We start from the raw sequence: 14,541 nt of genomic DNA, 5'->3' as shown, positions 1-14,541 counted from the left end.
ATAAATAGGAAAAAAGGGTCAATTTATTATAAAATAATAAATAACTAAGGAGAAATAACATGCAACATTGAGACGAACTAAATATTTCCAATTTCTCAGGTCCTTTAGACTTGTTATGAAATATGGTTAAGGATAAAAAAATTGATATTTTCGAAATTAACTTAAGTGAAATAATTGATCAGTATTTAAAATACATTGAAAGCCAACAAAAATTAGACATTGAATTAGCAAGTGAATACTTAGTTATGGCAGCTCAAATGATTGAAATGAAATCAAGAATTTTGCTTCCAAAAGATGAAGAAGAATTGCAAGATGAGTTTATGTTTGAAGATTTGCTTGAACAAATTAATCAATATGGACAAATTAAAGAAGTTAGTGAGTATTTTTATAATAAGCAAGAAGAATATTTAAACACTTATTCAAAACCAAAAACTAAAAAATCATTTGTTCAATCAATTGCTGACAGAAATGATGAATTAATGGTTGATCCTTTAAATATAGGTATTGATGAATTTGCTGAAATCTTTGAATCTATATTGCAAAGAGCACAAAATTTTGATGAAGATTTTGAATATGATGAAAACATGCTTTTAGAAGATGCATACGCACCAATTCAAAATGAAATTATTTCTCCACAAGTAATTGCTAGAACAATTGTTGATGTTATGAAAACAAACAGACACAAAGAATGAAAACTTGAAGAAGTTATTAGTGGATATGAATTAAATTTAATTAACTTAATTTCCACTTTCTTAGCTGTATTAGATATGGTTAGACATCAAGTTGCAGTTATTAACCAAAAAAATGACACATTGGAATTTAGATTCACTTCTGAAGCGTTAGCTGATGAATCAATTTTAAAAAGAATAGAAGAGGTAGAAGAATATGAATAATAATATTAAAGCGATAGTTGAAGGTTTATTATTTGTTTATGGTGATGAAGGTATTAGTTTACTAGATTTGCAAAATGTATTAGAAGATGTTAGACCAGTAACGATTCAAGAAACTATTTTGGAACTAGAAAAAAAATATTCTTCAGATGTTGATTCTGCATTTTCAATTCAAAAATTTGGAAAAAATAAATATAGATTGCAAACTAAACCAGAGTTGCATGAATATTTTGCAAAGCTAGAATTAGAAGTTAACAACTCTAGATTATCAAATTCAAGTATTGAAGTTCTATCAATAATTGTTTATAAAGGTCCAATTTCAAAGCATGATATTGAGTTAATAAGACAGGCTGAATGTTCATACCAAATTTATAGATTAAGACAAAAAAAATTAATCAAAGCAGTTGGTAAAACTTCAACAGGAGCAAACCTATATACAATTACAGATAACTTCTTCAAGTTATTCAATATTACAGGTGGATTTGAAGCACTACCTCAAATTGATTTTGCTTCATATAAAAATGTAAATGATGAAAATGATTTTGATGAAAACGAAAAAGTAACTGAAGAAATGCTTTCAGAAGATGATGTCTTTAATGAAGATGATTCAGAGGGAATTTTTTAATGGAAAGATTACAAAAAATTATTTCAGCTAGGGGAGTAACTTCAAGAAGGAATGCTGAAAAATTAATTGTTGAAGGTAAAGTTAAAGTTAATGGCGTAGTAATTACTGAACTTGGTTTCAAAACAAGTCCTGATGCTGACATTGAAGTTAATGGCAAACAAACAACTAAAAATAATGAAAAGTTTTATTATTTATTTAATAAACCAAGATTAGTTCTAACTACAATGTATGATCCAAAACAACGTAAAACAGTTGCAGATTATTTTAAAGATGTGCCAACACGAGTTTATCCAGTTGGAAGACTTGATTATGATGTTAGTGGATTAATTATTATGACTAATGATGGAGAATTTGCAAACTTTGTTATGCACCCAAGATATGAGTTTTTTAAAACATATCAAGGATTATGTAAAGGAAAAGTCACAAAGCAACAAGTTAATCAATTGTTAAAAGGTGTAAAGATTGAAGACGAATACTTTACGAAAGCTATTGAAGCCGAATTATTAAATTATGATCAAGAAAAAGATCAATCAATTGTTGAGATGACAATTGCTGAAGGTAAAAAACACCACGTTAAGCAAATGTTTTCAGCTATTGAAGCAAATTTAATGAAGTTAAAAAGAACAAAAATTGAATTTTTGGAAGTGGATGATTTAGAAGTTGGGAGATACAGAGAATTGAAACCTCATGAAGTTAAAAAATTCTATGGTATTTATCATGCAACGAAAAGAAAAGAAGATGTAAAAAAATAATTAAGAAGGGATTTAAAGATGAGAATTGCAATTTTTGGAACTACAGGAGCTGGTAAAACAACCCTTGCAAAAGCTTTATCGAAAACTTTAAATTATGACTTAATTTTGGAACCAATTCATAAGAATCCATATTTTGATGATTTTTATAAAGATGTTTCTCAAAACGCATTTAAAATGCAAATATTTATGTTAACTCTTAGAGCTGAACAAATGTATGAGACAAAAAATCAAGACAATATAATATTTGATAGAACTATTATAGAAGATCCAATTTTTATGAAGTTAAAAAATCAAAATGGTTTAATTACTGATTTAGATTTTGCCACATATTTAAGTTTCTTTAATAATGTTATTTTAGAAACAATGGCAAATTCATCAAATAAAATAAATTTTGATTTAGTTATATATTTAAAAGCAAGCAATGAAGTTTGTCTTAAAAGAATACATGAAAGAGCAAGAGAAACTGAATTAAAAATTGATAATGAATTTTGAATGAATTTAAATTCCTTATATGAAAAACAATATCAAGAATACAAAGATAAATTACCATTTATTGTTATTGACGCAAATAATGATAGTTTAGAAGCTAAAGTAAATGAAATTTTGAAAGAAATAGAAAGATTAAAGGAATAATTATGAAAATAGCTATTTTTGGAACAGTTGGAGCTGGAAAATCATCAATTTCTCAGGAATTATCAAACAGATTAAATTATGAAATTTTTCCCGAACCAATCGATGAAAACCCATACTTTGAAAATTATTATAAAGATATTAAAGCTTATGCTTTCAGAATGCAAATATTTATGTTAACAGCAAGATCAAAACAATTATTTGCAGCGAAAGATTTAAAAAACAAAATTTTTGATAGAACAATTATTGAGGATCCAATATTCATGAATGTTGGTCATAAAATGGGGAATGTTGATGATACAGATTACAAAACATATTGCGATTTCTTTCAATATGTAGTTTCTGAAAACTTGAAATATCCAAACGACAGATTAAAATTTGATTTAGTTGTTTACTTAAAAGTTTCTGATGAAACTTCAATTAGAAGAATTAATGAACGTGGAAGATCAGCAGAGTTAAGCATCGATAAAGAATACTGGAAAATTTTAAATGAATCATATGAAGAATATTACCAAGAACACAAAAATGATTTTCCATTTTTAGTTATTGATGCTAACAACAACAACTTAGATGAGAAAGTTGAAGAAGTTATTAGAACTATAGAAAAAATTAAGAAGGAGATTTAATATGGGAAGAGCACATGAAGTACGCGCCGCGTCAATGGCGAAAACAGCTGCTAAAAAATCTGCAGCTAATGGTAGAGCAAGTAAAGAAATTTATATGGCAGCTAAAGCTGGTGGTGCAGATCCAACATCAAACTTAGCATTAAGAGCTCTAATTGATAAAGCAAAATCAAATCAAATTCCAAAAGATGTTATTGATAGAGCTATTAAAAGAGCAACTGGTGGAGATGCTGAAAACTATGTATCAAATAGATATGAAGGAATGGGTCCAGGAAACATAGCTATTATTGTTGATGCATTAACAAGTAATGTTAACCGTGCAGCAGCAAACATTAGAGAAGTTTTTAACAAAAACAATGGTAATCCAGAAGGTAAAGTTGCATTTATGTTTGAGGAAGTTTCAATGTTTGCTTTTAAAGGCAAAACAGAAGAAGAGGTGCTTGAACAATTAATGATGAGTGAAGTTGATGTTAATGATGTTGAAGTTGAAGAAGATATGATTATTGTTACAGCTCCTTACAAATCATTTAATGCAGTTAAACATTCATTAGATGAATTAGGAATTGAAGAATATTTAATGGCAGAAATTAAATTAATTCCAACTGATGATTATATTGAAGTTACTGATGCTGAATTAAAACAACAATTACAAACACTATTGGACAAACTTGATGAATTAGAAGATGTACAAAACGTATATCATAATGCAGCTATTTAATTAATAAAAATCTTTTTATGACACTTAGGTGTTATTTTTTTTTATAATCATTATAGGTGATAAAATGGATAGTTTATTTGTTATAGGATTTTTTCTAATAGGTTTAATTTTAATAGTTGTAATTTCCTTAGTAATTTCTTCTTATTTTTCTCATAAAACTAAAAAAATAAGAGACAAAATAATTGGATTAAGTGAAGCAATAAAAAGAAGAAATGAAATTGATTTATTTTATAAAGAAAGATTTAAAGAGCTAAATACTAAAAACATAGCGCTTCAATTTAATCACTTTAATGGAAAAAGAACTTATGATAATTTCTCACTTTATAGTGCTTGTTACAATTATTTATATGAAAATGAAATTCAAATTAAAAATATTATTGGAACTATAATAGCTAATAGACAATTTAAAGAAGAATATGAAAAAGAAATTAGTGAATCATTTATTCAAACAAATTTAGAAGTTATTTTGACTTCAAAAATAAAACCTAAAAAATTTTACAAATATGAAAAGGAAATTTATTTTTCTAATTATATTAAACCAGATATCGATTTTAACATTAACTTATCGAAAGAATATGTGACACCTGCTGGACGAAATAGTTATAAAGAAAATATGATTAAAACTTTTGAACAAATATTTGATATCTTAGAAAGTGTCGAAAACGAAAAAGTTAAAAGATCTTCAGAAGAATTTAGAAGAAAATATGAAAGAAGTCTTGTCAGTGATAGAGTTCGCATTCAAATTCTTAATAGAGATAATTTAACTTGTCAAGTTTGCGGTGAATCAAAGAAAAATGATAGTTCACTTGTACTACATATTGATCATAAAGTTCCTATTGCAAAAGGTGGAAATTCTGATTTATCTAATTTATGAACATTATGCAAAAGATGTAATTTAGGTAAAAGTGATTTAATTCTTGAAAATATAATAAATTAATAAAAATCTTTTTATGACACTTAGGTGTTATTTTTTTTATAATCATTATAGGTGATAAAATGGATAGTTTATTTGTTATAAATTTAATGCTACTAATAGTTAACTTTATTGTAATGATATCGTTGCTATTTTCAGTGTTGTATTTTAATAGAGCATACATCAATTATCAGGTACCAAGGATCAATTCATATAATGATGTAATTAGTTCAAAGGAAATTGAAAGAATAATAGAGCAGTTTAAAAGAATATATAATTTGGCTGATTATGAAATTATTTATGCAAGTACAGAAAATTATATTAATCTTTTTAGAAACTTAAATAAAAATAAAAAACAAATAGTAATTTCAAAAAAAATATTTGAGTCAGTAGGTTATGAAATTGATTATATTATTTCAAGACTATGAATTGCATCAAAAATAAATGAAAAAAATGGCTTAGTTAGAGGATATAAATGATTATTAGTAACTATTCCATTCTTATCATTGGCACTAATGTGTATATGCTTATTAATGAATTGTGTTTTATTTGGATATATGAGTGGAAGAACAAACGAAAATACAGATAAGATTATTCTTTGGGTTTGAAAAATACCAATGTTTTCAATTTTATTCTTTATTGGCTTGATTTCAATGATCATATCTTATTTATTTTCATTTAAGGTAAAAGAAACAATTGAGTATAACTATAGTAATGAAATTAGTTCATTAGTTAAAATAGCTTTAGAAGAATACGTACAAGATTTTGTAAGTGCTAGAACTTATGCACAAAACATTAAAATTAGTTATTTACCGTTAATCAAAAATTCTGATTTTTGAGAAAATTCTAAATGAGTTGGTCCATTCGTATATATGTAAGAGAAAGATAAGGCGTTTATAGTCTTTTATCATATTATTAAAATTATCTCAAGTTTAAAATTAGAACTGTCAGCCAGTCAAGCATAATTTATTTTGTATTTTTAAAATGCAGACTTATTTATAATTCTTTATATTATAAAGTTTGCTATTTTTTAATTCATGTACAGCTATTATCTAATTGTTGGTTCTAAATATTTTTAAGTATTAATTATATAACTTAATTATAATAAAAATAATATATGAAATTGTGGTTACAATTTGTACAAAATTTTAAAACTGAAAAAAGTATTTTGCCACACTTTTAGATTTTATATAAGAAAAAAGTTTAAAGTTTAAATTCAAAAAAGCAAATTCACTTAAAAATTTGCTTTTTTTTTTTTTTTGTTACGATATACATAACCACTTATAAGTGTAGTGTAGTGTAGTCTATTTTAGCAAAAAAAATCTATTACAAAGACTTAGATTTTAAAAAATAAGAATTTAAAGAAGTTAATTATTAACTTATAAAAAAGATAAAATTGACAACAAAAAATAAATAAAAGATTATAAAGAGGAAACAAAATGAAAACAATGATAAAAATAAAACAGAATAAATTTAAAAATATCTTTTTTTGATTAGTAATCATGGTTATTTTATTAATTTTAGCATTTATGTTTAAAATGATAAATCAAGCTATAAATGGAACTAGCGAATGAAAAGAAATATTTGAATCACAAGTTAATTTAGTAAACAGAACAGATCATAGTTGGTTTGCTAATGGAAAAATAACAAGTTCTTTTTTTACAGGGCCAATAGGTTCAAAGTCTTTTTCAGAATTTAATTTATTATACAGTGTAAATGGCGGATATATATTTTTGCTTCCAATTTTTTGAGACTTACTATTTAACTGAGTTTTAATAGTTGGTATTGCATTTATTCTTGGTTTTATCATTTATGAATTTTTTAAAGATAATAAAATATTAAAAATTAAAAGTATTTCTAAACAACAAGATGAAATTAAAAAGTCAAATAATGTAAATGGAAAAGCAAGAAAAATTAATTCTAAAAAAGACTCTAAAATTTCTGAAGTATCAGCAACAATGTTTATTTCAAAAATGGAAGAAAAGTATGAAAAAGAATTGAATGAAGATCAAATAGAATTTAAGAAAGATAAAAAACTTTCAATATCAGAAAGATCTAAAATAGATGGTTCAGATAAAATAAGTGAAAAAAGATATGAGTTACAAAAATATTCAAATAAATTAAGAAGTGTTGCAATCGAAAAGAACTTATCAAAAAAATTACAAGAAGTTAACTTAAGAGATTTAACTAAAAGAGAATTAATTACTTACATGAAAAATGTAAAAAATGAAATTACAAATTAAAAAAGAAAAATTATTTTTTAACTAGTCAAAGGAGAATAAAATGAAAAAATTATTACAATTATTAGCTATAGTTTCTCTAACTTCAAGTGTTGTTACAGGAATTGTTTCATATCAATCTCTGAAGCACTTAAACAAAGTATCAATAAAATCTGAAATTAAAAAAAATGATATTCAGTCAATACTTAATGCTTCAGTTCAAAACAAACAAATGACTGATGAGGAAGCTGTTGCTGCATTGAATTCAGCACTTAATGATGTTGAAGGAATTAGTAGTGTAGAAGTTGATAAGCCAAGTACTTTCGCGTTTGAGGATGAAACTTATAATGTTAAAGTTGTACTTAAATCTGACTACAAATGAGATGTTGACAACTTTGATGGGCAATTCAAAGTAACAGCAAATGTTAAAAAAATTACTACAATAGATCAAAATGAATTGGAAAAAGCTTTTAAGTCAGGTATTCTTCAGGAATACAACCAGAAAGAAGCTGAAGAAGCAATTTTAAGAGTATTTAATGAAAAAATTGATTCAAAATTAACAGCTCTTCCGCTTATTGAATTCAAAAAAATAGGCACTGAAGAATGGGATAAAGAATTTGAAATTACAATAAAAATTAAATTAAATCAAGATGAATATAAATGAGCATCAGAATTTAGTGGTGAATTCAAAATACAAACTGCTTTAAATTCAACAATGATGTTTTATAAAGTGGAGGGAAAGAATGAAATTCTTTCAAAAGATTTTAAAGAAACAAGTATTGAAGATTGAGAAGATATTAAAATAACTGAAATAATTGAGTTTGGTTGATATAGCAATGGTCAAGTTTGTGGAATATTCTTTGATGATGAAAATAACAAATCAGTTTCTTCTATTTTTAGTCAATATTCACAAAATATAATTTTTCCAGAAAAATTAAATAAAAACATAACATCATTGAGTTATTTATTTTACGATTTTGCTTTTGCTACTAATTTTAGTTATATTTCAAATTGAGATACTTCAAATGTAACTAATATGTCTGGTATGTTCTTTGGTGCTCACGCGTTTAATCATGATATTTCTGGATGGGATACTTCAAATGTAACTAATATGTCTGATATGTTCAGCTATGCTTCTATGTTTAATCATGATATTTCTGGATGGGATACTTCAAATGTAACTGATATGTCTGGTATGTTCAAGAATGCTCTTGATTTTGATCAGGATATTTCAGGGTGAGATACAAGCAAAGTAACTAATATGTCTGATATGTTCAGCTATGCTTCTATGTTTAATCAGGATATTTCAGGGTGAGATACAAGCAAAGTAACTAATATGTCTGATATGTTCAGCTATGCTTCTATGTTTAATCATGATATTTCTGGATGGGATACTTCAAATGTAACTGATATGTCTGGTATGTTCCTTGAAGTTTCTATGTTTAATCATGATATTTCTGGATGGGATACTTCAAATGTAACTAATATGTCTGATATGTTCTCTAATGCTCACGCGTTTAATCAGGATATTTCAGGGTGAGATACAAGCAAAGTAACTGATATGTCTGGTATGTTCTACAGTGCTTCAGCGTTTAATCATGATATTTCTGGATGGGATACTTCAAATGTAACTAATATGTCTAGTATGTTCTTTGGTGCTCGCGCGTTTAATCAGGATATTTCTGGATGGGATACTTCAAATGTAACTGATATGTCTTATATGTTTGGCTCTGCTTCTATGTTTAATCAGGATATTTCTGGATGGGATACTTCAAATGTAACTGATATGTCTGGTATGTTCTCTGAAGCTTGAGTGTTTGATCAGGATATTTCTGGATGGGATACTTCAAATGTAACTAATATGTCTAGTATGTTCTTTGGTGCTCGCGCGTTTAATCACGATATTTCTGGATGGGATACTTCAAATGTAACTGATATGTCTAGTATGTTTACTGCTGCTGGCGCGTTTAATCAGGATATTTCTGGATGGGATACTTCAAATGTAACTGATATGTCTGGTATGTTCTCTGAAGCTTGAGTGTTTGATCAGGATATTTCTAAGTGGGATGTTAAAAAAGTAAAAAATTATTTTGGCTTTTATCATGATAATGGAATTTGAAAAAAAGAATGACAACCTAAATTTGCTGGAAATAGTTAATTTAAGAATTACGAAAGTATCAAAAAATTAAAAAACATATGAATTCATTTTGTGTTTTAAAGCAAAAGAAGTAATTGAGCATAACTTATAGAGATAAAATTAATTTATTAGTTAAATTAGCATTGGAAGATTACCACAAGATTTTGTAAGTGCTAGAACTTATGCACAAAACATTAAAATAAGGTATTTACCTTTAATCAAAAATGCTGATTTTTTGAGAAAATTCTAAATGAGTTGGACCTTTTGTTTATATGTAAGAAAAGAGAAGACGTTTATAATCTTATGTTATTTATCTTTAAGTTTAAAATCAGAACTATCAGCGAGTAAGGAATATTTTATATTTATATTTTTAAATGTAATTGATTTATAAATTTTGTATTATTAAGTTGTTTAAGTTTTTTAATTCATTTTCAACTTAATATTATGTAGTTGTCAGCTTCTTAATATTTTCAGCATAATATATAAAATCACAATTTCGATTTTGAGCAAAAATTTTAGAAACTGAAGCAAAGTATTTTGTAATGCTTTTAGTCTTAATATAAGAAAAAAGTTTAAATAAAATAAAGAAAAAGCAAATTCACTTAAAAATTTGCTTTTTTTTTTTTTTTTGTTAGCATTATGTATATACACCTATAAGTGTAGCACAGTTTACTTTAGCAAGAAAATAAGAATTAAAAGAAGTTAATATTAACTTTTAAAATATAAAAAATTTTTCAATATTACAAATATCTAAATAGAAAATTCAGACAAAAGAAGTGAAAAAAGATATGAGCTACAAAAATGTTCAAATAAATTAAGAGCAATTCCAATTAAAAAAATATCAAAAAAATTACAAGAAGTTAACTAAAAAGATTTAACCAAAAAGTGATTGATTGCAAGAAGAATGTAAAAAATCAAATTACTGATTAAAAAAATATTTTTTAAACAATTAAGGAGAAAAAAATGAAAAAATTATTACAATTATTAGCTGTAGTTTCTCTAACTTCAAGTGTAGTTATAGGAATAGTTTCATACCAGTCTTTCAAACATTTAAACAAAGTATCAATAAAATATGAAATTAAAAAAAATGATATTCAGTCAAAACTTGATGCTTCAGTTCAAAATAAACAAATGACTGATGAACAAGCTATCGCTGCATTGAATTCAGCACTTAATGATGTTAAAGGAATTAGTAGTGTACAAGTTGGTAAACCAAGTACTTTTGCGTTTGAAAATAAAACCTATAATGTTAAAGTTGTGCTTGAATCTGATTACAAGTGAGATGTTGACAACTTTGATGGGCAATTTAAAGTAACAGCAAATGTTAAAAAAGTTTCAACAATAGATCAAAATGAAATGGAAAAAACTTTTAAGTCAGCTATCCTTCAGGAATACAATGAGGCAGAAGCTAAAGAAGCAATTTTAAGAGTGTTTAATGAAAAAGTAGATTCAAAATTAACACCTCCGCCGTCTATTAAAATTGAAAAATTAGGAACTGAAAAATGGGATAAAGAATTTGAAATCAAAATAAAAATTGAATTAAATCAAGATGAGTATAAATGAGCATCAGAATTTAATGGTGAATTCAAGATACAAACTGCTTTGAATTCAACAATGATGTTTTATAAAGAAAAAGATAACAATGAAATTCTTTCAAAAGATTTTAGAGGAACAAGTATTGATGATTGAAAAAATATTGAAATAACTGAAATAATTGAGTTTGGTTGATATAGCAATGGTCAAGTTTGTGGAATATTCTTTGATGATGTAAATCGAGCATATTCTGTTTTTAGTCAGTATTCAACAAAAATAAATTTCCCAGAAAAATTAAATAAAAACATAACATCATTGAGTTATTTATTTTATAATTTTTCATTTGATACTGATTTGAGTTATATTTCAAGTTGGAATACTTCAAATGTGACTGATATGTCTTATATGTTCTATAATGCAACTGAATTTAATCAGGATATCTCAAGTTGGAATACTTCAAATGTGACTAACATGAGTTACATGTTTTCTTGAAGCCAAAAATTTAATAAGGATATTTCAAGTTGGAATACTTCAAATGTGACTAACATGAGTTACATGTTTTCTTATTCTAATTTTGATCATAATATTTCAAGTTGGAATACTTCAAATGTGACTAATATGTCTGGTATGTTCAGCTTTGCAGCTAAATTTAATCAGGATATTTCAAGTTGGAATACTTCAAATGTGACTAACATGAGTTACATGTTTTATTGAACCAATAATTTTGATCAAGATATTTCTAAATGGGATACTTCAAATGTAACTGACATGAGTTACATGTTTTCTTGAAGCCAAAAATTTAATCAGGATATTTCAAGTTGGAATACTTCAAATGTGACTAATATGAGTTACATGTTTTCTAGATCTATTTTCAATAAGGATATTTCAACAAAGGAAATAGTAAAAAATGGTATAAAATATAAGGCTTGAGATACTTCAAATGTGACTAATATGAGGTACATGTTTTGGTATAATTATGAATTTAATCAAAATATTTCAAGTTGGAATACTTCAAATGTGACTGATATGTCTGGTATGTTCAAAGGATCTAATAAGTTTAATCAGGATATTTCTGGATGGATTACTTCAAATGTAACTGATATGTCTGGTATGTTCAATGGAGCTAATGAGTTTAATCAGGATATTTCTGGATGGATTACTTCAAATGTAACTGATATGTCTGGTATGTTCAATGGAGCTAATGAGTTCAATAAAGATATTTCTAAATGGGATGTTAAAAAAGTACAATATTATTCTGACTTTTATCATGATAATGGAGTTTGAGGAAAGGAATTACAACCTAAATTTAGTGAAAATAATTAATTATTGAAATATATTTGTGATTCGTATGAAAGTATATGAATTAGAATTGAAATTTTTAAAATAAAAAAATATTTAAAAATAGACAAATAAAAAAATGAAGGTAGCTTAAGTTTTTTGACTTAAGCTATTTTTCATGAGTTGAAGATAATCTAATGCATTATTAATATCTTATTTATGTTTTTTTCTTTGTGCTAAATAAAAAAAACAACTTAAAGTTGTTTAAATTATCCTTGTCCAATTCCTTTTGCTTTTCACTCAGCTAAGATTAAGTCTCTTTCACCAGCTTCAAGTCTGTCTTTGTATTCAGCAAATCTTTCTTTACATTCATGTAATTCTTCGATTGCCTCTTCTAAAGTTCCTCAACCATTGATTTTTACTGATTTTTTTTGTAAAGCTTTGTATTGTAAGAAGAAGTTTTCAATTTCATCACGTAAATGTTGAGGTACATCTTCTAATTTTTCATAAGAACTAAATCTTGGGTCATCGTTAAATACTCCAAATAGTTTAGTATCAATTTCTCCCGCATCAATCATTTTTATTGAACCTAAGATTCTAACGCTTACTTGAACACCTGGCATTGTTGGGTATGTACATAAACTAATAACATCTAATGGATCTCCATCTCAATCAAGTGTGTTTTCAACCATTCCATATTCACCTGGATAAAAGTTAGCTCCATATAAAACTCTATCCAAAATAATTCTTCCAGTTTTTGCATCTACTTCATATTTATTAGATGAACCTTTAGGAATTTCAACGATCATATCTAATACATTGTTTTTTGACATATTAATTTCCTCTTTTCTTTTTTTATTTTATCTTATATTAATTTATTTTTTAATATTTACTTGAAAAAGTTAAAAATCTTATTTATAATTTTTATAAATTAGGAGAAACATGAAAAAGAATAAAAAAGAATATGGGACTTACTTAAAAGATATAAGTCTGCTTGAGGAAGAAGAAATTAACAATTTGGAGCATAAAAAAGAAGATCATTATCATGGTATACATCATTTTGATGATAGAGGTCAACATGATCATATTGAAAAAAACGAATTTAAATTATCTATTGAGTTTAAAATGTCTAGAAGAAGACTTATTTATAAAATGGTACTTACTTCTGTATTTTTAGCTTTAACAGCAACGGTTAGTGCTATAGATATTTTCTTTGAAAAAATTGCATTGCCAGTTGGTTCAGGTCAATTATGAATTGATTTTAGATTTTTGGATATTGCATTTATTTGTATTTCAATTGCTACACTTGGTCCAATTTTTTCATCAATTATAGGATTTTTAAACCCTTTTATCCATTTTGCAATTCACGGTGGAGAGCATGGTATTTGATCAACAGTTATTGAAGCACCTCAAAATATCTTGATAGTTTGAATGGTATGAGCTGTGTTTAATGTATTATTTAATAATTCACCAATACATAGAGATACCGATAAATCAAAAGCAAGGTTTAAAAGGTTTACACCAATACCAGTAATGATTATATTAGCATCTGTGATTACAACAGGTATATTTATATTAGGAATGTATTTAGATGGTTTAACAAGTAATCATGACCACATTCATGAACACTCAATACAGTTGTTTCATGAAGGACACCATCATTCAGATGGTAAATTGGAAGATGTTACGGATATCAACTTCATTATACTTTTATCAATATTTGCATGAAATATACTTAGATATACAGTTGCTTTCTCAATATTCAGTATTGTTGAATGAAGAATGAGACCAATAAACCATAGATATAAATAAAAAATAGGGAAGTTAAGTAGTTTTACTTGACACCCTTTTTATTTTTAGTAAAATTAAATAAGGTTTTAAAAATTATAGGAGGAAACATGGTAAAAATTAGATTAAAAAGAATTGGTAAAAAACAAGCACCTTTCTACAGAATCGTTGCTGCTGATTCAAGAGTTAACCGTAATGGTCAATACATAGAATTAATTGGAACATTTGATCCATTAAAATCAGAAGTTAAAATTAACAATGAATTAGCTTTAAAATGATTACAAAATGGAGCTCAACCAACTGAAACTGTTAGAGAATTATTATCACAACAAGGTGTAATGAAAGCATTACACGAAGCAAAACTTGCTAATAAAAAATAATTCAAATCAGAATTAAGAATTTGTTTTAAAACCACTTTAAATTTTTAGCAAGGAA

At 26.0% G+C, this 14,541-nt stretch carries 14 protein-coding genes; 13 read left to right on the top strand and 1 reads right to left on the bottom strand.

The window, feature by feature from the left end; genetic code table 4:
• Positions 1 to 59 precede the first annotated feature (59 nt).
• From MCOLE_RS03020 to MCOLE_RS02970, 11 genes are all read left to right on the top strand, one after another.
• Entirely contained in the window at positions 60 to 893 is an 834-nt protein-coding gene (locus MCOLE_RS03020) for a segregation and condensation protein A (protein ID WP_100671317.1), read from the top strand.
• Complete coding sequence (gene scpB / locus MCOLE_RS03015; protein ID WP_100671315.1) at positions 886 to 1,515, top strand: SMC-Scp complex subunit ScpB; 630 nt, start codon at positions 886 to 888, stop codon at positions 1,513 to 1,515. Before MCOLE_RS03020 ends, scpB begins: the two co-directional genes overlap by 8 nt.
• Complete coding sequence (locus MCOLE_RS03010) at positions 1,515 to 2,267, top strand: pseudouridine synthase (RefSeq protein WP_100671313.1); 753 nt, start codon at positions 1,515 to 1,517, stop codon at positions 2,265 to 2,267. The genes scpB and MCOLE_RS03010 overlap by 1 nt, the downstream gene beginning before the upstream one ends.
• Positions 2,268 to 2,285: 18 nt before the next feature.
• Positions 2,286 to 2,900, top strand: coding sequence for a deoxynucleoside kinase (locus tag MCOLE_RS03005; RefSeq protein WP_100671311.1), 615 nt, complete (start codon positions 2,286 to 2,288; stop codon positions 2,898 to 2,900).
• 2 nt (positions 2,901 to 2,902) lie between these two features.
• The gene (locus MCOLE_RS03000) at positions 2,903 to 3,523 is read left to right on the top strand and encodes a deoxynucleoside kinase (RefSeq protein ID WP_100671309.1); all 621 of its coding nucleotides are present in this window, start codon (positions 2,903 to 2,905) and stop codon (positions 3,521 to 3,523) included.
• A gap of 1 nt (position 3,524) precedes the next feature.
• A complete protein-coding gene (locus MCOLE_RS02995; protein WP_100671307.1) occupies positions 3,525 to 4,238 on the top strand; it encodes a YebC/PmpR family DNA-binding transcriptional regulator in 714 nt (237 codons plus the stop codon).
• A gap of 64 nt (positions 4,239 to 4,302) precedes the next feature.
• Positions 4,303 to 5,175, top strand: a complete 873-nt coding sequence (locus MCOLE_RS02990) for an HNH endonuclease (RefSeq protein WP_100671305.1) — start codon at positions 4,303 to 4,305, stop codon at positions 5,173 to 5,175.
• 59 nt (positions 5,176 to 5,234) lie between these two features.
• A complete protein-coding gene (locus MCOLE_RS02985) occupies positions 5,235 to 6,029 on the top strand; it encodes a hypothetical protein (RefSeq protein WP_100671303.1) in 795 nt (264 codons plus the stop codon).
• 561 nt (positions 6,030 to 6,590) lie between these two features.
• Positions 6,591 to 7,394: a hypothetical protein gene (locus MCOLE_RS02980; RefSeq protein WP_100671301.1), complete on the top strand. Its 804-nt coding sequence runs from the start codon at positions 6,591 to 6,593 to the stop codon at positions 7,392 to 7,394.
• 40 nt (positions 7,395 to 7,434) lie between these two features.
• On the top strand, positions 7,435 to 9,528 hold the full coding sequence (locus MCOLE_RS02975) for a BspA family leucine-rich repeat surface protein (protein ID WP_100671299.1): 2,094 nt from the start codon (positions 7,435 to 7,437) through the stop codon (positions 9,526 to 9,528).
• A 942-nt stretch (positions 9,529 to 10,470) separates the two neighbouring features.
• Complete coding sequence (locus MCOLE_RS02970; protein WP_100671297.1) at positions 10,471 to 12,363, top strand: BspA family leucine-rich repeat surface protein; 1,893 nt, start codon at positions 10,471 to 10,473, stop codon at positions 12,361 to 12,363.
• Positions 12,364 to 12,587: 224 nt separating this feature from the next.
• Here MCOLE_RS02970 and MCOLE_RS02965 read toward each other — a convergent pair whose 3' ends face one another.
• Entirely contained in the window at positions 12,588 to 13,151 is a 564-nt protein-coding gene (locus MCOLE_RS02965; RefSeq protein ID WP_023026066.1) for an inorganic diphosphatase, read from the bottom strand.
• Between the two features lie 109 nt (positions 13,152 to 13,260).
• Between MCOLE_RS02965 and MCOLE_RS02960 the strand changes: the two genes are divergently transcribed.
• Both MCOLE_RS02960 and rpsP read left to right on the top strand, forming a co-directional pair.
• A complete protein-coding gene (locus tag MCOLE_RS02960; protein WP_100671295.1) occupies positions 13,261 to 14,130 on the top strand; it encodes an ECF transporter S component in 870 nt (289 codons plus the stop codon).
• Between the two features lie 86 nt (positions 14,131 to 14,216).
• Positions 14,217 to 14,486, top strand: coding sequence for a 30S ribosomal protein S16 (gene rpsP / locus MCOLE_RS02955; RefSeq protein WP_011183440.1), 270 nt, complete (start codon positions 14,217 to 14,219; stop codon positions 14,484 to 14,486).
• Positions 14,487 to 14,541: the final 55 nt, after the last annotated feature.

Origin of the sequence: Mesoplasma coleopterae, assembly GCF_002804245.1 — a bacterium.
GTDB lineage: Bacteria > Bacillota_I > Bacilli_A > Mycoplasmatales > Mycoplasmataceae > Mesoplasma > Mesoplasma coleopterae.
Note: the sequence above shows the minus strand (reverse complement) of the source record. Positions and strands in the feature narration are given on the sequence as shown.